This is a genomic window from Novosphingobium taihuense, assembly GCF_007830315.1.
GTDB lineage: Bacteria > Pseudomonadota > Alphaproteobacteria > Sphingomonadales > Sphingomonadaceae > Novosphingobium > Novosphingobium taihuense.
On record NZ_VLKJ01000001.1, the window covers coordinates 1 to 23165 of the forward strand.

26 protein-coding genes and 1 pseudogene are annotated in these 23165 nt (G+C 62.0%); 9 read left to right on the plus strand and 18 right to left on the minus strand.

Translation table 11 applies throughout. The features are described 5' to 3' along the window. Positions 1-258 precede the first annotated feature (258 nt). Positions 259-1067, minus strand: a pseudogene (locus IQ25_RS00005) (IS3 family transposase); the annotation flags it as partial. Positions 1068-1170: 103 nt separating this feature from the next. On the opposite strand from IQ25_RS00005, the gene trxC reads away from it, so the two are divergent. Next, positions 1171-1617: a thioredoxin TrxC gene (trxC, locus tag IQ25_RS00010; protein ID WP_066557096.1), complete on the plus strand. Its 447-nt coding sequence runs from the start codon at positions 1171-1173 to the stop codon at positions 1615-1617. Between the two features lie 79 nt (positions 1618-1696). Here trxC and IQ25_RS00015 read toward each other — a convergent pair whose 3' ends face one another. The 8 genes from IQ25_RS00015 to IQ25_RS00050 all read right to left on the minus strand — a co-directional run bounded on the left by IQ25_RS00015 (position 1697) and on the right by IQ25_RS00050 (position 10006). Further along, the gene (locus IQ25_RS00015) at positions 1697-2089 is read right to left on the minus strand and encodes a DUF302 domain-containing protein (RefSeq protein WP_258536916.1); all 393 of its coding nucleotides are present in this window, start codon (positions 2087-2089) and stop codon (positions 1697-1699) included. 228 nt (positions 2090-2317) lie between these two features. Next, positions 2318-5479: an efflux RND transporter permease subunit gene (locus tag IQ25_RS00020; RefSeq protein ID WP_144901086.1), complete on the minus strand. Its 3162-nt coding sequence runs from the start codon at positions 5477-5479 to the stop codon at positions 2318-2320. A gap of 17 nt (positions 5480-5496) precedes the next feature. Beyond that, complete coding sequence (locus IQ25_RS00025) at positions 5497-6735, minus strand: efflux RND transporter periplasmic adaptor subunit (protein WP_066556664.1); 1239 nt, start codon at positions 6733-6735, stop codon at positions 5497-5499. After that, complete coding sequence (locus IQ25_RS00030; protein ID WP_144901088.1) at positions 6732-7967, minus strand: TolC family protein; 1236 nt, start codon at positions 7965-7967, stop codon at positions 6732-6734. The genes IQ25_RS00025 and IQ25_RS00030 overlap by 4 nt, the downstream gene beginning before the upstream one ends. A gap of 162 nt (positions 7968-8129) precedes the next feature. After that, complete coding sequence (locus tag IQ25_RS00035) at positions 8130-8588, minus strand: hypothetical protein (protein ID WP_144901090.1); 459 nt, start codon at positions 8586-8588, stop codon at positions 8130-8132. 65 nt (positions 8589-8653) lie between these two features. Further along, entirely contained in the window at positions 8654-8986 is a 333-nt protein-coding gene (locus tag IQ25_RS00040) for a hypothetical protein (protein WP_066556655.1), read from the minus strand. Positions 8987-9026: 40 nt separating this feature from the next. After that, the gene (locus IQ25_RS00045; protein WP_066556653.1) at positions 9027-9377 is read right to left on the minus strand and encodes a DUF3703 domain-containing protein; all 351 of its coding nucleotides are present in this window, start codon (positions 9375-9377) and stop codon (positions 9027-9029) included. Beyond that, positions 9374-10006: a cation transporter gene (locus tag IQ25_RS00050; RefSeq protein ID WP_027443900.1), complete on the minus strand. Its 633-nt coding sequence runs from the start codon at positions 10004-10006 to the stop codon at positions 9374-9376. Before IQ25_RS00050 ends, IQ25_RS00045 begins: the two co-directional genes overlap by 4 nt. Positions 10007-10075: 69 nt before the next feature. Here IQ25_RS00050 and IQ25_RS00055 point away from each other — a divergent pair, with 69 nt between their 5' ends. Beyond that, positions 10076-10489, plus strand: a complete 414-nt coding sequence (locus IQ25_RS00055; protein ID WP_066556650.1) for a MerR family transcriptional regulator — start codon at positions 10076-10078, stop codon at positions 10487-10489. After that, positions 10486-10836 carry a DUF3147 family protein gene (locus IQ25_RS00060; RefSeq protein ID WP_066556635.1) on the plus strand — a complete coding sequence of 117 codons (351 nt, stop codon included), beginning with the start codon at positions 10486-10488 and terminating at the stop codon, positions 10834-10836. Before IQ25_RS00055 ends, IQ25_RS00060 begins: the two co-directional genes overlap by 4 nt. A 216-nt stretch (positions 10837-11052) precedes the next feature. On the opposite strand, the gene IQ25_RS00065 is transcribed toward IQ25_RS00060, so the two are convergent. The 8 genes from IQ25_RS00065 to IQ25_RS00100 all read right to left on the minus strand — a co-directional run bounded on the left by IQ25_RS00065 (position 11053) and on the right by IQ25_RS00100 (position 16377). Further along, positions 11053-11481, minus strand: coding sequence for a DUF411 domain-containing protein (locus IQ25_RS00065; protein WP_066556631.1), 429 nt, complete (start codon positions 11479-11481; stop codon positions 11053-11055). Between the two features lie 126 nt (positions 11482-11607). After that, a complete protein-coding gene (locus tag IQ25_RS00070; protein WP_066556628.1) occupies positions 11608-11808 on the minus strand; it encodes a hypothetical protein in 201 nt (66 codons plus the stop codon). Beyond that, on the minus strand, positions 11805-12161 hold the full coding sequence (locus IQ25_RS00075) for a hypothetical protein (RefSeq protein ID WP_144901092.1): 357 nt from the start codon (positions 12159-12161) through the stop codon (positions 11805-11807). Before IQ25_RS00075 ends, IQ25_RS00070 begins: the two co-directional genes overlap by 4 nt. 66 nt (positions 12162-12227) lie before the next feature. Further along, positions 12228-13283 carry a copper resistance protein B gene (locus tag IQ25_RS00080; protein WP_066556625.1) on the minus strand — a complete coding sequence of 352 codons (1056 nt, stop codon included), beginning with the start codon at positions 13281-13283 and terminating at the stop codon, positions 12228-12230. Further along, on the minus strand, positions 13280-15034 hold the full coding sequence (locus IQ25_RS00085) for a copper resistance system multicopper oxidase (protein ID WP_066556623.1): 1755 nt from the start codon (positions 15032-15034) through the stop codon (positions 13280-13282). Before IQ25_RS00085 ends, IQ25_RS00080 begins: the two co-directional genes overlap by 4 nt. 61 nt (positions 15035-15095) lie before the next feature. Then, positions 15096-15665: an RNA polymerase sigma factor gene (locus IQ25_RS00090; protein ID WP_066556621.1), complete on the minus strand. Its 570-nt coding sequence runs from the start codon at positions 15663-15665 to the stop codon at positions 15096-15098. Continuing rightward, positions 15662-16102 carry a periplasmic heavy metal sensor gene (locus IQ25_RS00095; RefSeq protein ID WP_066556618.1) on the minus strand — a complete coding sequence of 147 codons (441 nt, stop codon included), beginning with the start codon at positions 16100-16102 and terminating at the stop codon, positions 15662-15664. The genes IQ25_RS00090 and IQ25_RS00095 overlap by 4 nt, the downstream gene beginning before the upstream one ends. Further along, positions 16099-16377 carry a hypothetical protein gene (locus IQ25_RS00100; RefSeq protein WP_066556616.1) on the minus strand — a complete coding sequence of 93 codons (279 nt, stop codon included), beginning with the start codon at positions 16375-16377 and terminating at the stop codon, positions 16099-16101. Before IQ25_RS00100 ends, IQ25_RS00095 begins: the two co-directional genes overlap by 4 nt. 138 nt (positions 16378-16515) lie before the next feature. On the opposite strand from IQ25_RS00100, the gene copC reads away from it, so the two are divergent. The 5 genes from copC to cueR all read left to right on the plus strand — a co-directional run bounded on the left by copC (position 16516) and on the right by cueR (position 20832). Beyond that, positions 16516-16899, plus strand: a complete 384-nt coding sequence (copC, locus tag IQ25_RS00105) for a copper homeostasis periplasmic binding protein CopC (protein WP_066556615.1) — start codon at positions 16516-16518, stop codon at positions 16897-16899. 4 nt (positions 16900-16903) lie between these two features. Beyond that, a complete protein-coding gene (gene copD, locus IQ25_RS00110) occupies positions 16904-17836 on the plus strand; it encodes a copper homeostasis membrane protein CopD (protein WP_066556613.1) in 933 nt (310 codons plus the stop codon). A 64-nt stretch (positions 17837-17900) separates the two neighbouring features. Continuing rightward, positions 17901-20246 (plus strand): heavy metal translocating P-type ATPase, encoded by a 2346-nt coding sequence (locus IQ25_RS00115; protein ID WP_066556612.1) that lies wholly within the window; start codon positions 17901-17903, stop codon positions 20244-20246. Beyond that, complete coding sequence (locus IQ25_RS00120) at positions 20243-20446, plus strand: DUF2933 domain-containing protein (protein ID WP_066556611.1); 204 nt, start codon at positions 20243-20245, stop codon at positions 20444-20446. The genes IQ25_RS00115 and IQ25_RS00120 overlap by 4 nt, the downstream gene beginning before the upstream one ends. Next, positions 20443-20832, plus strand: coding sequence for a Cu(I)-responsive transcriptional regulator (cueR, locus tag IQ25_RS00125; protein ID WP_011445792.1), 390 nt, complete (start codon positions 20443-20445; stop codon positions 20830-20832). Before IQ25_RS00120 ends, cueR begins: the two co-directional genes overlap by 4 nt. Before the next feature lie 406 nt (positions 20833-21238). Here cueR and IQ25_RS00130 read toward each other — a convergent pair whose 3' ends face one another. Beyond that, positions 21239-21850, minus strand: coding sequence for a S24 family peptidase (locus tag IQ25_RS00130; RefSeq protein ID WP_144901094.1), 612 nt, complete (start codon positions 21848-21850; stop codon positions 21239-21241). A 119-nt stretch (positions 21851-21969) separates the two neighbouring features. Between IQ25_RS00130 and IQ25_RS00135 the strand changes: the two genes are divergently transcribed. Then, the gene (locus tag IQ25_RS00135) at positions 21970-23094 is read left to right on the plus strand and encodes an IS110 family RNA-guided transposase (RefSeq protein WP_144901097.1); all 1125 of its coding nucleotides are present in this window, start codon (positions 21970-21972) and stop codon (positions 23092-23094) included. Positions 23095-23165 lie beyond the last annotated feature (71 nt).

A 23165-nucleotide genomic window follows, 5' to 3' on the forward strand; every position in this document is an offset into this window, starting at 1 on the left:
GACCCCTCTCTGTCGTGCCGTGAGGGCGCTACGGCGACCCTGTAGATAATGTTCGGGCCTTCCATCTGGCATCCGCATCTCATTTTAAGGACGGTGAGGACCACGACCCGAGCGCTCGCTGGATCCTGTGTTTGCTATGGCCGAGAGCGCATTCCTTGACGATGGAAGCCATCTGGATCAGAACGCAACCAGCGCCGATCACAATCGGCGCAACGAGACCTGCTGGCCGTTTTCCGCCGCTGCTTCCCAACCTAGGACGTTATCGCTGACGATCATGCCCGGCTTGCCGCGCTGGGCGATCAGCTGGGTCAGCTCGCGCACGACGCGATGCCCCGAGATCGAGGTATCCGGCACCGCTGCCAAGCACTCTCTGGTCACGTCATCGACCACATTGAGCACCCGGAACCGTCTGCCAGAAGCCATCTGGTCATGGACGAAGTCCAGGCTCCAGCGCTGGTTCGGCAGCGCCAGCACCGGAGCAGGTGCCCTCGTGCCGACTGCGCGCCTGCGGCTGCGTCGACGCCTCACCGCCAAGCCTTCCTCCTTGTAGAGCCTCTGGGTCTTCTTCCGGTTGATCATGATCCCCTCTCGACGCACCAGGATATGCAGACGGCGATAGCCGAACCGGCGACGCTGGTTGGCCAGCTCCCGCAGCTTCTCTCGCAGACCGGCATCATCGTCCCGGGTGGAACGGTAACGCACGCTCTTGCGATCGGCATCGATGACACGGCACGCCCGCCGCTCGCTCATCCCGTGGCATGCCTGAAGATGAGCGACAGCTTCCCGCTGCGCGGCGGGCGTCAGAACTTTTTTGCCAGAAGATCCTTCAGCGCAGCCTTGTCCAACATCGCATCGGCCAGCAACCGCTTGAGCTTGGCGTTCTCGCTCTCCAGCTCCTTGAGCCGCCGGGCATCGGAGACCTCCAGACCGCCATACTTCGACTTCCAGTTGTAGATCGTCGCTTCTGACACCCCGTGCCGCCGGGCAAGGTCAGCGGTCTTCGCTCCCGCCTCGGCCTCCTTCAGCACGCCAATGATCTGCTCTTCCGTGAACCTCAGTCGCTTCATCTGTCCGTCCTTCCAATGGGCCGGACTCTAATCAAGCTTGGAGGAAAATCAGGGGGTCAGGTCAGAGTTCCGCGATCCCATCCCTGCGGTACGAGGTGACCAAATGACAAATTCGGGTGCGATGATCGTGATCTGCCCGTCGTGCTCGACTGCAAATCGGGTGCCGAAGGATAAGCTTCTCGCGGGAGGCAAGTGCGGCCGATGCGGATCGCTGCTATTCCTAAAGCAGCCCTTGGTTCTCACCGCAGCCAACTTTGGTGCACACGCTACCAAAAGCGACATTCCGCTGCTCGTTGATTTCTGGGCAACCTGGTGCGGTCCTTGCCAGCAGATGGCTCCCGCCTTCACTGCGGCCGCCGGCCAACTCGAACCCAGAGTGCGTCTAGGAATGCTGGACACGGAAGCCGATCAGGCCGTTGCTGCCCGCTATGGAATCCGCTCGATCCCGACCCTGATCCTATTTTCAAAGGGGCGTGAGGTTGCCCGCCAATCTGGCGCGATGTCAGCTACTGCCATTGTCACCTGGGTGCGGCAGGCCCTTCCTGCATAGAATATGGTGCTAAATGCGGCGTCCGTATGCGAGAAGCTGGCGCTGCCAGCGGCACCGTCTCTGGCATGGGACCGAGACATTATTCAGATGCGCCTTGACGCAAAAGTTCGATAACCCGCGAGAGCTTGTCACGAACTACCTGCGCAGCCTTCGTCAATTCTGGATTATCGATTGCCTGCATTGAGGCCACCGGATCAATCGCGGCAACTTCGACCTCGCCGGAGCCGTACTGTTGGACAATGACATTACAGGGCAGCATCAGCCCGACCTTGTCTTCCACCTGCAACGCCTCATGGGCCAGGCCTGGATTGCACGCCCCAAGAATTGTGTAAGGCCGGAAATCGACGTCGATCTTCGACTTGAGTGTCTGCTGGATATCGATCCGGCTGATGACACCAAACCCTTCGGTTTTAAGGGCAGCTTCGGTGCGCGCAATGGCATCATCGAACGGACCCTGAAGCTTGGCGGCCATATAGTACGTCATCTTTGATCCTCTCAAATTCAGCAGTTCGGCCAAATCAGCCTATCACGCCGACTCGCCAGCTGTTTGCGGCAATCAAACCACCGCACGCGCAGTGACTGATTGGCGTTCCATCGAGTGTGCGCTTCACAGCTTCAAGGTGCCAACAAGAACTGCTGTCAAACTGCACCCGAATGCAGTCGTCTGCGTTGTTCATCGTCAGCACCTTGATGCCGTGCGTCATCCCCCGCTGGCCGGTTGAGGCTCCATTGGTCCCACGTCCGTGAGATTTTCTTCGTCCTTTTTCCGATGAACCAGAGCATAGAGCGCTGGAAGAACGAGCAATGTGAGTATCGTCGAGGAAATGATCCCGCCGATCACGACAGTCGCGAGCGGCCGCTGCACTTCGGAACCGGCACCGACGTTCAGCGCCATCGGTACGAAGCCGAGCGATGCCACGAGAGCCGTCATCATCACCGGGCGCAGGCGTGTCAGCGCGCCCTCGCGCACCGCCTCTAGTGCTCCCAGGCCGCGTTCGCGCAGGTCGCGTATGAAGGACAGCATGACGACACCGTTGAGCACCGCAACACCCGACAAGGCGATGAACCCGATCCCGGCGGAGATCGACATCGGGATCCCGCGCAATGCCAGGGCCGCCACCCCGCCAGTCAATGCGAGCGGCACGCCCGAGAAGACGATAGCCGCATCCTTCGTCGATCCGAACAGCGTGAACAGCAGCCCGAAGATCAACAGCAGCACAAGCGGCACGACCACCTGCAGCCGGGTCTTGGCCGACTGGAGCTGTTCGAACGTGCCGCCGTATTCAACGTAGTAGCCGGTCGGCAGTTCGACTTCGGCGCCGACCTTCTCCCGCAGTTCGGTGATGAAGGATCCCAGATCCCGGCCGCGCACGTTGGCGGTGATCACGGCGCGGCGCTTGCCGTTCTCACGGCTGATCTGATTGGGTCCGGCCGAGAGTGAGATGTCAGCCAGTTGTGACAGCGGTAGTGTCCCGCCGGCTGCAAGCCGAACGGGCAGATTGCCGAGTGCCGGTAAGTCCGTCCGCAGCGCTTCGGGCAGGCGCACGACGACGGCAAAGCGCCGGTCGCCCTCGAACACCTCGCCCGCCTTGCGGCCGCCAGTTGCCGTGGCCACGGCATCCTGAACCTCGGCCATGCTGATGCCATAGCGTGCGAGCATGTCACGGCGCGGTGTGACCGAGAGCATCGGCAGGCCCGTGACCTGCTCGAGCTTCACATCCTCAGCCCCGGGGATAGACGCCGCCACGTCGTTGATGGCATCGCCGCTCTTTAGCAGCTGCTCGAGGTCGTCGCCGAACAGCTTGATCGCCACATCGGCGCGCACGCCCGCGATCAACTCGTTCATGCGCATCTGCACCGGCTGGGTGAACTCGTAGTTGTTCCCGGGAATCTCCGACACCGCCTTGTTCAGTTCGGCCACAAGCTGGTCACGCGGCTTGCGCGGGTCGGGCCATTCGCTCCTGTCCTTGAGCATGATGAAATTGTCCGCGACCGATGGTGGCATGGGGTCGGTCGCGACATCGGCCGTACCGATCTTCGCAAAGACGCGCTCCACCTCCGGGAACTGCCGGATACGTTTCTCCAGTGACTCCTGCATCTGCACTGCCTGGCCAAGACTGGTGCCCGGAATACGCAGCGCGTGCATCGCGATGTCGCCTTCATCGAGGTTGGGGATGAACTCCGACCCTAACCGTGTTGCTCCCGCAGCGCTGAGGGTGACAAGCAGGACGGCAAAGGCAACAGCGAGCTTCGGCCGAGCCAAGGCCTTGTCGAGGAGCGGCGCGTACCGCTCGCTCATCCAGCGCATGACGCGGTTTTCCTTTTCCTCCACCTTGCCGGTGACGAAGAGGGCAACGGCAGCGGGCACAAGCGTCAGCGAGAGGATCAGCGCCGCCGTCAAGGCCAGCACGACGGTGGTCGCCATGGGATGGAAGGTTTTGCCCTCAATGCCTTCAAGCGCGAAAATCGGCAGATACACCGCGGTAATGATGACGATGCCGAAGATCGAGGGGCGGATGACTTCGGCGCTCGCCTTGGCCACGAGGCCAAACCGCTCGTCGCGATCGAGCAAGCGGCCCATTCGATGCTGGGCTTCGCCCAATCGTCGCAGGCAGTTCTCGACGATGATGACCGCTCCGTCGACGATCAGGCCGAAATCGAGCGCACCCAGGCTCATCAGGTTCGCAGAGGTTCGGGTCGCCAGCATGCCGGTCAGCGTCATGAGCATGGCGATCGGGATCACCGCAGCCGTGATCAGAGCCGCCCGGAAATTGCCGAGCAGCAGGAACAGGACCACAATCACGAGCAATGCCCCCTCGGCGAGGTTCTTCTCGACAGTGGCGATCGTGCGGTCGACCAGTTCGGTACGGTCATAGAGCGGGTGCGCCACCACGCCTGCGGGTAGCGAAGCTGTCGCCTGCTTGAGCTTCTCCGCAGCAGCCTGGGCAACAATCCGGGGGTTTTCGCCAGTCCGCATGAAGATGGTTCCGAGCACGATCTCCTTCGCATTTTCGGTTGCGGCACCTGTGCGCAGTTCGGACCCGATCACAACTTCGGCCACGTCACCGACGCGGATCGGCACGCCGCCGCGCGTCGCAACGAGGATCTGCGAGAGGTCTGCTTCATTGGCCGCCTGCCCGGGAACGCGGATCAGGATCTGCTCGCCGCCGCGCTCGACATAGCCCGCGCCGCGATTGGCGTTGTTGCGTTCCAGTGCCTCGACAAGATCGTTCAGCGACAGATTGAGCGCGGCCAACTGCGCCGGGTTGGGCGTGACATGGTATTGCCGTTCGTAGCCGCCGATAGTGTTCACCTCGGCCACGCCGGGAATGGTGCGCATCTGCGGCCGCACCACCCAATCGGACAGGGTCCTGAGATCGGTTGCCGTCCAGGGACTGCCATCGGGTTTGGTTGCGCCGGGCTTTGGTTCGATCGCGAACATGAAGATTTCGCCGAGCCCGGTGGCGATCGGCCCCATTTCCGGCTCGATCCCGGCCGGCAGTTGCGACCTGACCGCTTGCAGGCGCTCGTTGACCTGCTGGCGGGCGAAATAGGTGTCGGTGCCGTCCTCGAACACCACCGTGACCTGGCTCAGGCCATAGCGCGAGATCGAGCGCGTGTAGGAAAGACCCGGAACGCCGGCGATCGCCGTCTCGATGGGAAATGTGATGCGCTGCTCGGATTCGAGCGGGGAATAGCCTTCGGCCTCCGTGTTGATCTGGACCTGGACGTTAGTGATGTCGGGTACGGCGTCGATGGGCAGCTTGGTCGCGCTCCACACGCCGATGGCAGATAAAAGGGCGACAACCGCGAGGACGAACCAGCGCTGGCGAATGGAAAAGCCGATGATGCGGGCAAGCATGGCGCTATCTCTCCCGCTCAATGATCATGGCTCGCGCCCGACTTCTCGATGTCGGCGCGGATGAGGAAGGAGCCCTTGGCGGCATAAGGCGTGCCCGGCTTGATGCCGCTCAGCACTTCGGTCCACTCGGGCGATGAGCGCCCCAGCTCGAGCATGCGAACTTCGTAGTCCTGGCCGAAATTGGCAAAGACGACCTTGAAGTCGCGGAACGGCTGGATGGCTTCGGTCCGCACGGCCAGTGGCACGGTGACGGCATTCACCACCACCTTGCCGCGCAATGCCATGCCGGCACGGAGCCGCCCCCCCCGATTGGGGACAGAGGTTCGCACCAGCGCCGTTCCGGCCTCGGCATTACCTTCGGGCAAATAGCCCCCGAGCTGGCTGGCCGCGACGGGCGTGCCGTCCATGGCTTCGATTTCTACCCGCATGCCGGGCTGGATCACCGCCAGATCCTTGGGGAAGATGTTGAAGACGACCGAGGTCTGGGCGGGGTCGGTGATGACATAGAGCGCGCGATCACCGGTCACGTTACCGGGGTTGCCGTTACGCTCGGCGACCACGCCGCTGACGGTCGCATAGACCGGATAGACTTGCAGGCTCTCGCTCGACTCGATGCGCGCCAGCAATTGCCCCCGCTGGACATAGTCGCCCACGGCCTTGGTCACGCTGACGACGCGGCCCGGAAACTGGCCACGGATTTCCGAACGGGCAGATGGGTCGAGTGCGACAGTGCCGAAGAGTTCGCGTGTCTCGCCGATTAACGCCGGACCTGCGGTCAGTATCTCGATGCCGCCCGCCTTGGCCGCCTCTGCCGTGATATGCGTGCGGCCTTCGGGACTGGCGTATTTCCAGACGTGCCGCTTGCCGTTTTCGACCGCGACCACCTCGACGTCGAAGCTGTGGGGTTCCTCGACCACGCCCTGACCGGCAAGGAACTTGCCTTCGGGCTTGAAAGCAAAAGTGTTGACCTCGCCCCCCAGTCGCCGGAGCGTCATGGTCAGCTGCACGGACCCCGGATCGACCGGTTGGCCACCTCGGCTGGCATAGACCCTGAACTGCGGTTCCTGCCCGGTTTCGAACACTGTGACCTCAACGGCAAAATCGCCATCCTTCAGGAGACGCCCGCCGTTGGGGCCTTGCTCGGCTTCGGCCCCCTCCTCGCCATGTTCCGCGGGTGCCGGACCGGAACCACAGGCGGCAAGCGGGAGGGCAAGAGCGAGTGCCGCGATAGCGGCGGTGAAACGGATGTTTTTCATTGTACTTCCTCCCCGGCGACGACGTCGAAGCGTCCGGTCAGCCGGTCGATCTGGGACAGGATGTCGCGGTAGCGGGTCATTGCTTCGACCCACTGCGACTGAACCTCGATGATGGCGTCGGCACCGTCCTGCACATCGCTGAAACGGAAACCGCCGCGATTGTAGCCTTCGCGGACCTGCTGGAGTGTGCGGACCGCCTTGGGATAGACATCCTGCATGATCCCGTCGGCGCGCATCCGGGCGGCATCAGCCTCGGCCCTGAGCGAGGCCAACTGGCGCAGACGGTCAAGGCGGGCCGCTTCGGCCAGCAGTTCGATCCGTTGCCGCTCGGCCTGCGCGCGCTCGATGTTGCCCCGATTGCGGTCGAAACGGCCCAGCGGGATCGAGATCCCGGCCACCAGTGCGACATCGCCCGTCTCGCGCAGATGCCGCACGCCGCCGCTCACCGTGTAATCCTGCACGCCGCGCGTCTGTTCGACCACGACCGCCGCCTGCGCCCGTTCCACCGTGGCAGATGCAAGCGCACTGTCGGCAGCGGCCAACTGGTGCAGGTGATCGTCCGGCTTCTCGATCCCGCGCGGCACCTCGACATCTTCTGCCTTGCCGCCCCAGAACGAGGCCAGCCTCGCGCGGGCGGCATTGCGGCGTGACCGGGCCTCGTCGAGCGCAAGCCGTGCCTGGGCTACGCGAGCTTCGGCGCGGGTTTCGACGAAGAGCGGATCCTTGTAGCCGCGTACCCGGCGCAGCGCTTCGGTCTGCATGGCGCGCTCGGTTTCGAGGCGTCGTTCGGCAAGCCAGACAACTTCTTCGGCGATCTGCAGGTCGATGAATGTGCGTTGCACTGCTTCGGCGAGGTCGAGCCGGGTGAGGCGCGCCGAAGCCTCCGCGACACCGATGTCACGTTCGGCATAGGCGATCCGCGCATCGCGCTTGCCCCCGCGTTCGATGGTCTGGGCATAAGTGACGGTCGTCTCGGCCTGCCGATAGACGTCATAGGCGCCGGTGCCGGCGATGTTTTCGGCTTCGACTGACAGGACGGGATTGGGACGAACATCGGCCTGGCTGCGCCCCGCCCTTGCAGACCGGATGCCTGCCTCCTGGGCCTGGATCGCGGGCGATGCCGCAATGGCGCGGCGGACGGCCTCGTCCAGACTTACGGGTTCCGCACTTGCCGCTATGGGCAAGGCCAGCGCCAAGCCGGCCAATAGGCCGGCGCGCAATGTCAAAGTCATGGGAACACTCCTGAAACGCTTTCAGTTTGCTCGCGCGTGTCTTCGACACGCGGGGCATTCAGGGCACGTCGGGAAAGCCAGCCAATCAGGGAAACCTCGGCACCCCCGACCGGCAAATCACTCATTCGAATGGTTGAAGCCATCAACAATCGGGATGCCATCTTATGCACCGCCGGCATGATGTTCGGTGTCTACAGTCGATCCCGGGCAGACTGTCATGGATATCGGGGTGCTGTCGGGCACCCGTTCATGGTCAACGTGCGAGATTTGGACACTATCGATTGTAGAGGCGGCAATCTGCACCGAACTTGTGAAACGCCACTGCCCCCGGGAACGATATCGGTACTTCTTCCAGTCGCTTTCCTGACAGGCGACCTGCTGGCCTTGCCTCATGAACGCGATGTGAAGATGGCCGCGGCTTCGGGCGAACCAGCGCTTTTGGCGAACGTAGCCACTGACAATCGTGTGGTCGCCTTCAGCCTTTACTTTGACCCAAAGCACATAGACCGATGAATTCGGGTCAATCTGAATGGGGATATCAACACGGGCCGGGCGCGCATCGACGGGGGTAGCGGCCATGAGCGCCGCAGGCGCAATTGCGCCCATAAGCAAGTATCGCATGTGGAAATAATCCTGAAAATACCAGATTCAACGCCGGGCTGCCCGGCGCGCGCAAAGCTGGGATCTCAGGCTGCTGGGGGCTCGGTTGGCGGAGTTGGCATCAGCGAGGCGAGCGCCGCAGCCTTGCTCGGCCAGAGCAACTCTTTGTTTGCGAAGGCCAGCATCGCGCCGTCGCTGCCATCAAATACCGTCGTCATGGGGCAATGGTGATGATGATAGAGTTCCTGCGAGGGATCCGAGGAAGAATCGTCGGAGAAATCTTCGTGGGCGTCAGCATGGTGCGCATCAGCCACAAGAACTGTGGCCTGACCGTGGTCGTCATGGGCAGCGGCAGGCGCATGAAAACCGGCGCAAAGCACCGAGAACAGAATCAGGAACTGGAGAACAATGCCCCTCATCGTTTCCACCTAGCAGAGCAATACAGCAGCAGCAAACGCATCACTTGCACTGTTCCTGGCCCAGAACATGACGAAGCTCCTCTGGGATCGACATGGGCACGAAGGCGCTGACCGATGCTCGACCAGTGTTCCCCAGAGGAATGCGGCCCAGCAGCGCGCCGAGGGGTGCAAGCATCAGACGCAGAACTTGTCCGCGCGCTTCGCGCCATTCGCGCCGGGAAATGGCAAAGATCAGCATGACGGCATGGGCATGGAGGTGGAGCCGCAGGATCTGCTGAGAAAGGATATGCGCGCGTTCCAGATAGTGCCAGGCATCGGCCGCGTCCTGGCCAGCCCTCGCTTGCCGGAAAGCACCGATCTCCGCCCAATATGCGGTTTCGAGCTGCTTCATACCGGAACCCCTCTTGCCGCAAGTTCATATCGAGCCTGCCGAACCACCTGCCATCCACCTTGAAGCCCGAGAAGCGCCATGATGAGCGCGACGACGAGGTCGGGGAGGCCGCTGCCCGTCCACAGCACCACGAAGCCCGCGCCAATCACCAGCAGGTTGTTGATCGCATCGTTGCGCGAGCAGACCCAGACTGATCGCATGTTGGCGTCACCCGACCGGAAACGATAGAGCAGGAGCGCCACCGAGATGTTCGTCACCAGCGCGAGAGCGCCGATGCCTGTCATCGCCCAAGGATCGGGCTGGGTTCCAGCAACAAGGCCCCAGACCGCCGAGACCATCACCCCGAGTGCAAAGGCCAGAATGGTCAGCCCTTTGACCAGCGCGGTCCGCGCCCGCCAGACAAGCGCCATTCCGGCGACGCCAAGGCTGATCGCGTAGTTTGCGGCATCGCCCAGAAAATCGAGCGCGTCAGCCTGTAGCGAGCGGGATCCCGATGCGGCACCCGCGATGATCTCGACGAAAAACATCACGGCATTGACGACGAGCGCGATCCACAACGCCCTGCGCCACGCAGGATCATTGCGCGCGGTGTCGTCACTGCAGGAACTGGCGCAGCAACTGTCCGCCATGGCCGAAACTCCTTGGTTCGTTCGAGTCGGCCCTCTATATGCACCCTGTAGCAACTACAGGGTCAAGCGATGAAAATCGGCGAACTGTCCAGGGCGACCGGCACCAACATCGAGACGATCCGCTATTACGAGCGGATCGGTTTGTTGCCCGAACCGGCCCGGACTGCGGGCAATTATCGCTCCTATGGCGAAGCGCATCGCACGCGGCTCGCTTTCGTCCGTCATTCACGCGAGTTGGGCTTCACCATCGAGGAAGTGCGCTCGCTGCTCGATCTGGCCGACCATCCCGAGCGCGAGTGCTGCGAGGCCGACCGGATCGCCACCCGGCATCTGGCGCAGGTCGAAGAGAAGATCGGCCAACTCGTTACCCTGCGCGACGAACTATCGCGCATTATCGGTCGCTGCCGGGGCGGACTTGCCGCCGATTGTCGCGTGATCGAGGCGCTGGGGGATCACACCATGTGCAACGGAGACCACGAATGATCTATCTGGTCGTCAAAACCGCTATCTCGGCGATCATCATTGTTGTGGTTTCCGAAGTCGCCCGCCGGAGCGCTGGACTTGGCGCATTGCTGGCATCGCTCCCGCTTGTCGCCGTGCTCAGCATGATCTGGCTCTGGCGCGACACTGGCGACGCAGCGCGTACGGCCAGCTATTCGCAAGCCACGTTCTGGTACGTTCTTCCGAGCCTGCCGATCTTCCTGCTGATCCCGGTTCTGCTCAAGCGCGGCTTCGCGTTCTGGCCCGCACTCGCGGCCGGCTGCGCTCTCACCATCGTCCTGTACGTCGGCATGGCGGCGTTACTCGCTCGTTGGGATGTTCGGCTGTGAAAGCGCCTCTCCGAATTGCGTGGTACGTCCGAGCGGGCTGGCTTGGGCGAAGGACGACTGCAGGCGCGGCCTTCATCGCGATCAAGGCGAAAACGCCCCCGCTCCAAACGTAACACAACTCGCGGAAGCATCTTGCCCCGCTCTCATTCGATTTGCCCGGATGTGCTCCGGGTTTCGCGGGAGCGGAGATTAAGACGCTCGCTTTTAATGCGACGACTAATGCTGTGCGTATACGCTGGTGCGCGCGGCCCCGAAGGCAATGACGTTATACCGTTGCGCGCGAACACCCGGCACCTCCATGCCCGGCGATCCGATGGGCATTCCCGCAACTGCAAGCCCACGAACACCTTTCGGGCGGCTCGCCAGTACGCGGCGCATGTCCGCAATAGGAACGTGTCCCTCGAAGGCGATCCCGTCCACGATCGCGGTGTGGCATGACACCAGGTTTGCGGGAAGACCCACCTGCCGCTGGAACGCGGTACGGTTCGCGTCATCGACGATTCGCACATTTCTGCCGAAGGCCTGCCGAACCCGCGCAGCCCATTGTTCGCAGCACCCACACCCCGGATCGCGATGCATCAGGATGTCGCCTGCCGCTAGCGCGGGGGTCGAAAACAGCGCCAGTGCCAAAACGAGCTTTCGCATATGTGATCTCCTTATCCGCGGGTGGCCGCTGAACCGCTCCGGTGTAAACTAAGGTCCAGTCCGCATTTGCCAGTACTCACATGGCAATACGCGGAGGGTAGCGGACCACCCTCCGCGCACCATTGCTTACTTGTGATCCATGCCGCTCATGTCGTGACCAGCATGCTCACCAGCCTGCTCGCCATGCTCCTTGCAGCAGGCCATTTGGCCGAGCTCGTCCTTCTTGCAGCAACAGCACGACTTCTCTGGCGTCGGTGCAGGCTCGGCTGCAAACGCGGCTGTAGAAAGCGAGAGCACCAGGGCGCCCAGAAGATACTTGGATTTCATGTGTATTCTCCAGATAAGATTGAAACGGATCGGGAAACCGGCTGGCGCGGGGGCGGTGTCGGTGGCTCGGACTTCAATCCGGACAGGCTTTGGGGCGCCCGGATCTCCGGGCCGATCCAGTCCCATCGTATGGCATTCAGATTGGTGCCGATGGCAGGCGCAGCAAAGAGGCACGCATGACAGACCCGCGCCACGTCCGGTGCGCCATGATGATGTGAGCGGTCGCCGCTTCCCGGCATGTCGCCGCATTCCATGTTAGCAGTCTGCATCGAAGCCGCTGCCGGGGCGGCACAAAGCGGTCCTGCGCCGAACGCCAATGCTAGCGCAACAATGAGAGCGACGACCGATTTCATAGCATCAAGTCCTGCTCCGTTGCGACCCGTCGGTCCAGCCAAAGTCTTTGTGCATTGCCATCAGAATCAGAACCAAACCCTGACGCCAGCGACAAAACTGACCGCATCTGGATCTTCTCCTGCGAGCCGTGCCAAACGCGCGGTGTCACCCGCCTTCCGGCTCCATTCCACGCCAACATAGGGCGCGAGCTCGCGTCGGATCTCATAGCGCAAGCGCGCACCCAGTTCGAAGTCGGTGAGTCCTGATCCCACCCCGATCACGGGCATGTCCTGAGCGGAGAAATTAAGTTCCGCTCGAGGCTGGAAGATCAGGCGCTGGGTGATCCGCTCATCGTAGCTTCCCTCAAGGCGAGCCCGGATGTCACCCTTGTCGGAGAGGAACATCTGCCCCGTCAAATGGAACCAGTAAGGCGCGATTCCCTCTACCCCGAGCACGGCATAAGTCCGCGAGGGATTGGGCACTATATCGTGCCGCAAGCCGACATGGGCATTCCAGAACGGCGAGATGGCACGTGAATAGAGTGCCTGGATTTCCAGATCCTCGATCGGCTCGCCGAATGCGCCCTCGCCCTCTGTTTTGATCAGGAGGCGCTCGACGTCACCGCCGAACCAGGCCTCGCCTGCCCAACGATAACCGTCCCTACCCTTGCGCGCCTGGAATTCGGCGAGATCGAAGAGCACCATCGACCCGCTGAAGGCTCCATTCTCTCGCCGTAAAGCTTCGCGCGCGCGCGCCATCTCAGCGGGATCGAACACGGTATCCGCGGCATGGTCGCCTGGCGGCGCAGGGGCGGGAGCAGTTCCGATAGCCGGATCACCCTCGGACATGCCCGTCATGGCATTCATATCATGGCCGGAGTGATCGATGGCTTCAGGCCGTGGCGGACCGGCTGGCTTAGGCTCGGCAGCGTGTCCGGCATGGGGATCGACTGCGACAGGCGCGGGAACTGCAGCTTCGGGCTGACTATGGCCGGAATGGTCCATTGCAGCCGGCGCTGCCTCGCCTCGAGCAACTGTGCCGGGCGCATCCTTCATTTCCATGCCTGGCATGGAGGATTGGGCCACCGCAAAGCCGGGCGTTGCCAACAAGACAGCAGCGCTGATGAGAAGGGTCGCCTTCATGCCGCGTCCTCCTCATGGCGCACGGTCACGACCCGGAACATCCCCGACATCATATGCAGCAGCATGTGACAGTGGAATGCCCAGTCGCCGAGCTCATCGGCAGTCAGATCGAACGAGACCCTGCCGCCGGGCAGGACGTTGACCGTGTGTTTCAGCGGATGATGGCCGGGACTCCCAGTAACCAGTTCGAAGAAGTGTCCGTGCAAGTGAATCGGATGGGGCATCATGGTGTCGTTAATGAGATTGATGCGCACCCGCTCCATGTGGCGGAACGGGATTGGCTCCGTATTTTCGCTGAACTTCTCGCCGTCGAAGGACCACATGTAGCGCTCCATGTTGGCGGTCAGGTGCAGATCGATCTCGCGTGACGGCGTGCGCTTGTCTGGATTGGGCGCGAGCGATTTGAGGTCGCGGTAGGTCAGCACCCGGTGCCCGACCTTCTCAAGACCGGTCGGACGTTCGCCCGTGCGGTCCATGGGCATTGGCGAAAGCGTCGCAACGCCTGGTCCCATTTTGACCTGCGGCGCGACCGCGGGATCGCGCATCTTCATCGAGCCGTGATCCATCCCGGGCATGGCGTGGCCCATGGCTGCGTGATCAGCTGTACTCGCATCGGCACCGGGTGCAGCCATATCGCCCATGCCCATGTCCTTCATGGTGAGCAGCGGACGTTCGCGGATTGGCGGAATCGGCGCGACCATGCCGAGGCGCGGAGCAAGCGTCGCGCGCACCTGACCGGAGCGATCGATGGCCTCGGCAATGAAGCCATAGGCCTCGTCGGCCCTGGGTTCGACGATCACGTCATAGGTCTCCGCGATGCCGATCTGGAATTCGTCGGTCTCGACCGGCTGCACGTTTTGCCCATCTGCGGCGACCACCGTCATCGCGAGACCCGGAATCCGGACATTGAAATTCGTCATGGCGGCTGCATTGATGATGCGCAGGCGCACCCGCTCGCCAGGTGCGAACAGTCCGGTCCAGTTCGCGGCACTGTCATGGCCGTTGACCATGAAATGATAGGTTGCGCCGGTGACGTCGGAAATGTCGGTCGGGTCCATCCGCATCCCGGCCCATATGCGGCGTTCGGAGGCCGACTGGTCCTTGCCCGCGAGCAGGCCTGAGAGGGTCTGCTTCTGCATGTTGAAGTAGCCAGGCTGCGCCTTCAGCTTCCGCAGCTGGGTATGCGGATGCATGAAGCTCCAGTCGGCGAGCATGATTACATGTTCACGGTCATAGGCGACCGGATCGGGCGCGGCGGGATCGATGACGATCGCGCCATACATGCCCATCGCTTCCTGCATGCCGGAGTGGCTGTGATACCAATAGGTGCCAGACTGCTTGACGGGGAACTCGTACACGAAGGTCTGGCCGACCTTGATCCCCGGAAAGCTCACCCCCGGCACGCCGTCCATCTGGAAGGGCACGAGCAGCCCGTGCCAATGAATTGAGGTTTCCTCGTTCAGCGTGTTGTTCACCGCGAGGCGAACCTTCTGGCCCTCCTTTAACCGGATGACCGGGCCCGGTGTCGCACCGTTGATGCCGATGGCATGCCCATCACGTCCGCCGACCCGGAGCGAGGCATGACCGATGGATAGTGCGATTTGCTCCCCGGACACCACGGACATCGGGCCTGCGAGGCCAGGAGTTCCACTGCGCGCCCACGCGGGGAGCGCTGCCGAAAGCGCGAGGCCCCCGCCCCCCAAAGCAGCCGAACGAATGAGGGTACGGCGATCGAGCGCAAAAGAATGCATGAGTGGTATCCGGTAAGATTGACGGCTTCATCGTCCTTTACGCAGCCGCTTTCCCTAGCCCTCAGATCTGGTCGCCAATCATCGCCTTTAATTTCGCCCTGGCCCGGTAGAGGCGGGTCTCGACCGTCTTCTCGCTGACACCGAGCACCTCGGCAGCTTCGGCCTGGCCGAGGCCATCGATCGTGCGGAGGACCAGGGCCTCGCGCAGACGGGATGGCAAGCGGGATATGGCAGTGGTCACGCGCGCCAGCTCGGCCCGGTCTGCCGCTTGCACATCGGCGGGAATGGCATCGTCTGAAACATCGAAAGCCATCTCGAGCGGCACTGCGCGCGTGAAGAAGGCGCGCACCTTGCGCCTTCGTCCCCAGTCCCGGCACTTGTTGAGCGCAATGTGCTTGAGCCATGCCAGAAACGGTCGCCCATGGTCGTAACGCCCAAGGGCCGAGAACGCGGCAATGAAGGTTTCCTGGGTGACGTCGATGGCCTCGTGCGGATCGCCGACTGACGCTCGCACCAAGCGAAACACAGCGTCACGGTGGCGCGCCAGCAATTCGCGATAAGCGTCCTGCCGGCCCGCGAGCGCCAGTGCCGCGAGCTCGCCGTCGCTCCCCTCGGACAGCGGAAGGCTCACCGCACTTCTGGGGTAAGGGCTCTGGTAACCGACCTGTCGAATTTGGCCGCCTGATCAGGCCTCAGGACGGCGCGCATGGCAAAGAGATGCTCAAGCGTTTCCTTCTGCATTTCACCCATGACCTTGTGGGTGTGGTCGATGGCGGTGGTGACTTGCGGACCATAGCCGTGCTCCAATTCCATCGCTTCGGCCAGATGGGCATTGGCGGCCCGCATCTCGAGTTCGAGCGCCTTGCGGCGTGTGGCAAAACGCTGCTCGATTGCCTCGATCTTTGCTTCCTGTGCGGCATCGAGTTCGAGCTCGCTGTGCAGCAAGGCGTGGAGTTCGGTCTCGCTCTGCCTTTCCGGTGCGAACAGGACGCGGCCAGCATAAGTGCCGCCCAGCGCCGCTGCAAATGCGACAAGCGCGATCAGGATCAGCCGCGTGGTCCAATTCACGGGTGGACATCCAGCAAGGTCGAAGGTGCGAGGGGATTGTCAGGCGCAAAGGGAGAGATGGGCTGAGCCGTGGCGGGTTCGCCGCCCGCTAGTCCGCCACCGGCTACGCCGACCACCAGCGCCAGGGCTGCGGCAAAACCCATCAGCCGCGACCCAGCCGCAGCCTCACGGCGGCTCGCAGCCAGTCCGGCAAGCACAGCATCGTCGATAGTCGCCAGCCCCGAAGGAGCCGGAAGTGTGCCCAGGCGGCGGAGCGCCTGATCAAGGTCGGACATGGTGGGTCTCCCGAGGTCTTGTGATCCTATACGCAGCCATATCCCCGATCCCTCAGAAAAATTGAACCAGCCCAATTTGAGGGATGCTGTTCCGGGCCGCGTATCTCAACCTGATAGCCATTTCCAAGGAGATAACTGATGCGTTTGCCCAGCCTTGCCTTTGCCGTTGCGACTCTGGGGCTCATCGTGCCGCAGGTTGCCAGCGCGCATACGCAGCTCGTGTCTTCGACCCCGACAGCCAATGCCACGGTCGCAGCGCCGACAAAGGTCGAACTGCGCTTCAATGAGGCCGTGATCGGCGCAACGGCAAGGGCCGAGATCGCAATGACCGGAATGCCGGGTATGCCAAACCATGCGCCGATGCCGATCACGGGTTTCACCGCCCGGCTCGGCAATGACAGGAAATCGATGACTTTGCTGCTCCGTCGGCCGCTGGCCAGCGGGACTTACCGCGTGACCTGGAGCGCGGCCGGAGCCGACACACATCGCATGGGCGGCAACTTCAGCTTCACCGTGCGCTGAAGACATGGACAACCTGCCTGTCATCGCCATCCGGTTCGCGCTTTACGCCGATCTGATGGTGCTGGCAGGTGTGACGGCCTTCACGCTTTACGCGCTGAAACCCGAGGAGCGAGGCACTGCCTTGCTGCCGCTGGCCAAACCTGCCCTCATCCTTTCGCTGCTCGGACTGCTGCTGTCTGGCGCCGGCATGATTGCGCTTGTCGCAGCCATGATGGGGACAAGCCTCTGGGCAGCCGATGCCTCGGTCATCGGGGAAATCGTCACACAGAGCGCCATTGGCAGCGCCTGGGTCGTGCGTATGGTGGCAGTTGCAATTGCCTTGGTTGCCGCCCTCGCGCTTGGCCGAAGCCCACACCTTGCAAGATACTGGCTGCTTGCTTCGACGGCGGTGGCTATCGCCACGCTGGTCTGGACGGGCCATGCCGGCGCAACCGAAGGGTGGACCGGAACTCTCCACCGGCTGAGCGACATCGTCCACATGCTGGCGGCGGCTGTTTGGATCGGCGGAATTGCCGCGTTCGCCTGGCTGCTCTTTCAGCCAATGGCGCACCAATCCGATGCGCAGATCAGGATAGCGCATCGGGCTCTTGAACAATTTTCGCGGGTTGGGACGCTTGCGGTCGGGTTGATCGTTCTCACGGGCCTCATCAACAGCCTGAGCCTGATGGGCTTGCCTCATCCGGACACCTTGTTCGCTTCGCGCTACGGAAAACTCCTGCTCATCAAGCTCGGACTGTTCGCTGCCATGCTGGTGTTGGCGAGTGCCAACTGTTGGCGCCTAACGCCCACACTAGGTGCAGCAATCGAACAAGACGACCTCGCCCACGCGTTACGCGGTCTTCGGCAAAGCCTGGTTCTGGAGTCGTCTGCTGCCCTTACGATCCTCGCCTTGGTGGCCTGGCTGGGTACGCTGGAGCTTGCCATCGCGAAAGGATGAATTACTGCTTGACCCTGACATGATGTCAGGGTTGATGAAGCTGGCGACCAGAGGAGCATGAGGCATGACCGAGTCGCAACACAACCACGCGCATTGCGCCCATTCCGGACCGGAAACCCCGGGAACGGCTATCGACCCCGTTTGCGGAATGAGCGTCGACCCGGCGACCACGCCGCATGTCACGACCCACGGCGGCGTCCATCACTACTTTTGCAGCGCTGCCTGTCTAACCAAGTTCAGGGCTGATCCAGAGCGCTATATGAGCGATGCGCCGCGCCCGACAGAACCGGTGCCAGAAGGCGCGATCTGGACCTGCCCGATGCATCCGGAGGTCCAGCAGTCCGGGCCGGGAAGCTGCCCGATCTGCGGCATGGCCTTGGAACCGATGACGCCGACGCTCAACGATGGACCGTCGCCCGAATATGCCGACATGAAGCGGCGCTTTGTAATCGGCCTCATCCTCGCTTTGCCGGTGGTTGCACTCGAAATGGGCGGGCATCTGACTGGACTGCGCCATTATCTGGATGGAAACATCGCCAACCTGATCCAGATGGTTCTGGCGACGCCGGTGGTCCTGTGGGCGGGTTGGCCATTTTTCGAACGCGGCTGGGCCTCGGTGAAAAGCGGTCACCTCAACATGTTCACCCTGATCGCAATGGGAACGGGCGTCGCCTGGATCTACAGCATGGCGGCGACGCTCGCGCCCGGCATTTTCCCGGCCGCGTTTCGCGCAATAGACGGCTCAGTCGCGGTCTATTTCGAGGCAGCGGCGGTCATTACCGTGCTGGTCTTGCTTGGCCAACTGCTTGAACTGCGTGCCCGGGAAACAACCAGCGGTGCGATCCGCGCATTGCTCGACCTTTCGCCCAAGCTCGCCCGCCGGGTTCGTCCCGATGGTAGTGACGAGGAGATCACACTCGACCAGGTTCTGGTCGGCGACACGCTACGCGTTCGCCCTGGCGAGAAAGTTCCGGTTGATGGCGTGGTGCTGGAGGGCCGCGGCACCGTCGATGAATCGATGGTGACTGGCGAGTCCATGCCGGTGACCAAGGAGGCATCGTCGAAGCTGATCGGTGGCACGATAAACCAGACCGGCGGCCTCGTGATGCGCGCCGAGAAGATCGGGCGCGATACCATGCTGGCGCGCATCGTCCAGATGGTAGCAGAAGCCCAGCGCAGTCGTGCGCCGATCCAGCGGCTTGCCGACACCGTGTCGGGCTGGTTCGTGCCGGCGGTGATCGCGGTCTCAGCGATCGCGTTCGTCGTCTGGTCCCTGGTCGGCCCATCGCCGGCAATGGGCTATGGCCTGATTGCCGCGGTGGCCGTGCTGATCATCGCCTGCCCCTGTGCGCTTGGCCTCGCAACCCCGATGTCGATCATGGTGGGGGTCGGACGCGGTGCCCAGGCCGGTATTCTCATCAAGAATGCCGAGGCGCTCGAACGCATGGAGAAGGTCGATACGCTTGTCGTGGACAAGACCGGCACGCTTACGGAAGGCAAGCCTGCGGTGGTCGCGATTGAGACGGCCGAGGGGTTCGACAGCCGCGAGGTGTTGCGCCTTGCCGCCAGCCTCGAACGCAGCAGCGAGCATCCGCTGGCTCTCGCCATTGTCAGGGATGCCGAAGCCAAAGGACTGGCAATCAGCGAACCGGGCGACGTCGATCAGCCAGTCGGCAAAGGCATCACCGGAATCGTCGATGGACATCGGCTTGTTGCTGGCAATGCCCGCTTTCTTGAGGAGCAAGGGATCTCGACTGCCCAACTGGCGCAACGTGCCGACGCCCTGCGCGCTGACGGGGCGACCGCAATTTTCCTTGGCATCGATGGCCGTGTTGCGGGTGCTATCGGCATTGCCGATCCGGTTAAGCAGACTACGCCTGGCGCGCTCAAGGCACTGGCCGAAGCGGGCATCCATGTCATCATGTTGACCGGAGACAACCGCGTCACGGCAGACGCCATCGCCCGGCGCCTTGGTATCGACGACATCGAAGCCGATGTCCTGCCCGACCAGAAGAGCGCGATCGTGAAGCGCTTGAGGGACGAAGGCAGGATCGTGGCGATGGCAGGCGACGGTGTGAACGACGCCCCTGCGCTTGCCGCTGCCGATGTCGGCATCGCCATGGGCACCGGCACAGACGTTGCGATTGAAAGCGCAGGGATCACCCTGCTCAAGGGCGATTTGACGGGGATAGCGCGTGCCCGGCACCTCAGTCATGCAACCATGACCAACATCCGGCAGAACCTGTTCTTCGCCTTTGCCTACAACGTCGCTGGTATCCCGGTGGCTGCAGGCGCGCTCTACCCACTGTTCGGCATCATGCTTTCACCGATCATCGCAGCGGCGGCAATGGCGCTTTCCTCGGTCAGCGTCATCGGTAATTCGCTGCGTCTCAGGAGGATTGCGCTATGAGCCTTTCCAGCAAGCGCGCGTGGTTGCTGGCCGCGGCATCGGGCGCGCTGATCGCCGCTTTCCTGCTCTATCCGGAACACCGGCAGCACTTCTTCGGGCTGATCCCTTACGCATTCCTGTTCGCCTGCCCGCTGCTGCACTTCTTCCATGGCGGCCACCACCAAGGACGCTACCCGAAGTTCGGCGAACAGCGGCCATGAACATCGGACAGGCATCGAAGACCACTGGCGTGTCGGAGCGGATGATCCGGCACTATGAGCGCGTAGGGTTGATGCCGCCCCCTGACCGACGCGACAATGGTTACAGGGATTATTCGCCGCAATCGATCGAGCGCCTGCGCTTCATTGCCAACGCCCGCGGCCTTGGCTTCTCGCTTGAGGAGATCACCACTCTCCTCGGCCTATGGGACAACCGCGAGCGGACGAGCAGTGAAGTGAAGGCCGTTGCCCTGGCGCATGCCGATGACCTTGGTCGCAAGGCCGCAGCACTTGAAGCCATGCGGCGCGCCTTGCTGGAACTGGCCGAAGGGTGCAGCGGCGACAGCAGACCCGATTGTCCGATCCTCGACGGGATCGCAGTCAGTTGACCAGATCCTCTGGACACCTGCACATCGATGCGGTCGCTCGCGAACACATCCGGACGGAAAGATTGCTCTTAATCAGCGGGTCCTAGGTTCGAGCCCTAGTGCGTCCACCACATTTCTCTTACTTTTCAATCAGATACTAAGCTCGTCGGATCGGGCGATTGAGAGCATTTCTGTGCTAGGTAGCTCTCTAGGTAGCAGCGCGCTAATTCGGCACCGCGGCTGCTCAGCCTCCGCACATCAGCGTTCACGGTGAAAGATTCATGGCCTGCGCTTTGTCCGACTGCGTTTGAGCGAGTCGTCGTTTCACCTCCCAGCCAGCGCGACTGCTACCCATCTTGCTCCGCACCAGCATCGCACGCTGGGGTGGCCACTTAGAGCCTCAGGCAGCGCGGTGTCATAATGACAGCTAGGCCACCCGAGCTCCGATCCAGATCACCCGGCCGACAATATCGACGCCCTTGCGCTGGATGCCCTGCCAGCTCGGATATGCAGGGTGGTCGGTAAGAACGGTCAGACGGTTCTTCGTTGGGTCGATCGCTATTCGCCTTACGAAGATTTCAGAAGACCCACGGATGGCGTAAAGGCCTTCACGCACGCTCTCCTGGAAGCGAACTCGGCTAATCATAACCTCGTCGCCATTGCAGAGGGTCGGCTCCATCGCCTCACCAACAATTGGCAAGATTGCGACACTGGCGGGCTGATCACACAGCCGACCGAGCCAAGCCGCATCAACCAGCCGCCATTGTGAGCGTGAATCGTTACCTGTCCCGTTCAGCAAGGGGACTTTGACTATCGAACGCTGCCCGACTGTCGGCCCCTCCTTTCCACCGAGCATCACTACGGGCACGTCAAAATGCAATGCCAGCAGCGCTATATCGCTTTGGTCAAGGCGGGCTGGAGAACCTCGTTTAATGAACTGCTGGATGTATGCCGAGTTTCTTCCGAGGAGCCGCGAAATCGATGCGTAGGTCTCTCCTCGTTCGCTGATTAGGCTATCCAACGCCTCCCGCGGCTCCATCCTATCATCTCCTTCGATTTCCTACCTCTCTATCACATGCCGGAGGACGAATCCTAGTCGGACAGCCCCGACAAGGTCAGTAGGGCAAGCGAAAGAAACAAACGTCGTACGGGAGCACAATGCCACGGCACCAGCGCTACTGGGTCGGCCTCGACGCCGGTCACTTGGAGACTGCGGTCTGCCTCGTCGATGCCGAAGGACACGTTTTCTTCGAGGCAATGACTGAGACCCGCGCTGCTCCGATAAGAGATATCCTTCGACGGTTCGGCGTTGAGCCTGTCCAGTCTATTACGATCGAGGCCGGTGTCGGCACTCAAATGGTTCGGGATCTCTGTTCGTTCGGGTTTCCCGTTCAAGTCGTCGACGTTCGCAAATCAAGCAAATTCCTGGCGATCCGACGTCAAAAGACTGATGCGAATGATGCCAAAGGTCTCGCTGAGCTTGGCCGACTGGCGCAGTCCTTCGGTCCCCATGTTTTCATCAAACCGGTGGAGCACCAGGACATCCGGATAATGATCAACATCCGTCGAAACCTGCTAAAGCATCGAGCCAGAACGGATGCGCTGCTCCAGTCCATATTCAGATTGCACGGTGCCAGTATCAAGCTCCTGAATGGGCGGGGATCGCTCGCAGCTGAAGTCGCGAACCAACTCAGGCTTTTGAGCGCCAACGGCGTGACGATCCGCGTCGATTTGGATCCCCTGGTCAGGATGGGAGAATATCTGCGCTCTCAAATCTGGGATATGGATCGAAAGATGCGCACAATGGCCGCCAGCATCCCGGTTTGCGCCAGATTTCAGACGATTCCTGGCGTTGGGACAATTACAGCGCTGTCATTTTACAGCGCCGTCGGAGACCCGTACCGCTTTAGAAGCAATCGAGATGTTGGGCCTTATCTCGGCCTAACGCCCAATCTCTATCAATCCGGCGCCACCGCGCGCCGCGGCCGTATCAGCCGTTACGGAAACAAGCTGACCAGGTCCCACCTAATCACGGCAGCCACCGTGCTGCTTCGCACAATCAAAACCGAAAGTTCATTGCGCACTTGGGGCCTCCGGCTGGCAACAAAGATCGGATTTCTCAAGGCTCGCGTTGCCGTGGCAAGGAAGCTCGCTGTGATCATGATGGCAATGTGGAAGACGGGCGCCTCGTTTGATCCAGACAAATCGAAACGACGGTTGCTCCACCCGGAGCAGGCAGGCTTGGACCCCGTACGGATTTCTGGGACTAAGATCCCGTTGTAGGTAATTGGGCCAAGCCTGCCGTCTGATCCCGTGTCCGGCGGCCTTTTAGCAGGTCGAGCCACGGTGCGCCC

Bases quoted from the DNA above. Each gene is read 5' to 3' on its own strand.
- copC (WP_066556615.1), top strand. From the start codon at position 16,516: ATGCGTTTGCCCAGCCTTGCCTTTGCCGTTGCGACTCTGGGGCTCATC.
- IQ25_RS00120 (WP_066556611.1), top strand. From the start codon at position 20,243: ATGAGCCTTTCCAGCAAGCGCGCGTGGTTGCTGGCCGCGGCATCGGGC.
- trxC (WP_066557096.1), top strand. From the start codon at position 1,171: ATGACAAATTCGGGTGCGATGATCGTGATCTGCCCGTCGTGCTCGACT.
- IQ25_RS00075 (WP_144901092.1), bottom strand. From the start codon at position 12,161: ATGAAATCGGTCGTCGCTCTCATTGTTGCGCTAGCATTGGCGTTCGGC.
- cueR (WP_011445792.1), top strand. From the start codon at position 20,443: ATGAACATCGGACAGGCATCGAAGACCACTGGCGTGTCGGAGCGGATG.
- IQ25_RS00065 (WP_066556631.1), bottom strand. From the start codon at position 11,481: ATGCGAAAGCTCGTTTTGGCACTGGCGCTGTTTTCGACCCCCGCGCTA.
- IQ25_RS00070 (WP_066556628.1), bottom strand. From the start codon at position 11,808: ATGAAATCCAAGTATCTTCTGGGCGCCCTGGTGCTCTCGCTTTCTACA.
- IQ25_RS00115 (WP_066556612.1), top strand. From the start codon at position 17,901: ATGACCGAGTCGCAACACAACCACGCGCATTGCGCCCATTCCGGACCG.
- IQ25_RS00015 (WP_258536916.1), bottom strand. From the start codon at position 2,089: ATGGCCGCCAAGCTTCAGGGTCCGTTCGATGATGCCATTGCGCGCACC.
- IQ25_RS00130 (WP_144901094.1), bottom strand. From the start codon at position 21,850: ATGGAGCCGCGGGAGGCGTTGGATAGCCTAATCAGCGAACGAGGAGAG.
- IQ25_RS00030 (WP_144901088.1), bottom strand. From the start codon at position 7,967: ATGACTTTGACATTGCGCGCCGGCCTATTGGCCGGCTTGGCGCTGGCC.
- IQ25_RS00100 (WP_066556616.1), bottom strand. From the start codon at position 16,377: ATGTCCGACCTTGATCAGGCGCTCCGCCGCCTGGGCACACTTCCGGCT.
- IQ25_RS00050 (WP_027443900.1), bottom strand. From the start codon at position 10,006: ATGGCGGACAGTTGCTGCGCCAGTTCCTGCAGTGACGACACCGCGCGC.
- IQ25_RS00035 (WP_144901090.1), bottom strand. From the start codon at position 8,588: ATGCGATACTTGCTTATGGGCGCAATTGCGCCTGCGGCGCTCATGGCC.
- IQ25_RS00045 (WP_066556653.1), bottom strand. From the start codon at position 9,377: ATGAAGCAGCTCGAAACCGCATATTGGGCGGAGATCGGTGCTTTCCGG.
- IQ25_RS00085 (WP_066556623.1), bottom strand. From the start codon at position 15,034: ATGCATTCTTTTGCGCTCGATCGCCGTACCCTCATTCGTTCGGCTGCT.
- IQ25_RS00025 (WP_066556664.1), bottom strand. From the start codon at position 6,735: ATGAAAAACATCCGTTTCACCGCCGCTATCGCGGCACTCGCTCTTGCC.
- IQ25_RS00020 (WP_144901086.1), bottom strand. From the start codon at position 5,479: ATGCTTGCCCGCATCATCGGCTTTTCCATTCGCCAGCGCTGGTTCGTC.
- IQ25_RS00135 (WP_144901097.1), top strand. From the start codon at position 21,970: ATGCCACGGCACCAGCGCTACTGGGTCGGCCTCGACGCCGGTCACTTG.
- IQ25_RS00055 (WP_066556650.1), top strand. From the start codon at position 10,076: ATGAAAATCGGCGAACTGTCCAGGGCGACCGGCACCAACATCGAGACG.
- IQ25_RS00060 (WP_066556635.1), top strand. From the start codon at position 10,486: ATGATCTATCTGGTCGTCAAAACCGCTATCTCGGCGATCATCATTGTT.
- IQ25_RS00040 (WP_066556655.1), bottom strand. From the start codon at position 8,986: ATGAGGGGCATTGTTCTCCAGTTCCTGATTCTGTTCTCGGTGCTTTGC.
- IQ25_RS00080 (WP_066556625.1), bottom strand. From the start codon at position 13,283: ATGAAGGCGACCCTTCTCATCAGCGCTGCTGTCTTGTTGGCAACGCCC.
- copD (WP_066556613.1), top strand. From the start codon at position 16,904: ATGGACAACCTGCCTGTCATCGCCATCCGGTTCGCGCTTTACGCCGAT.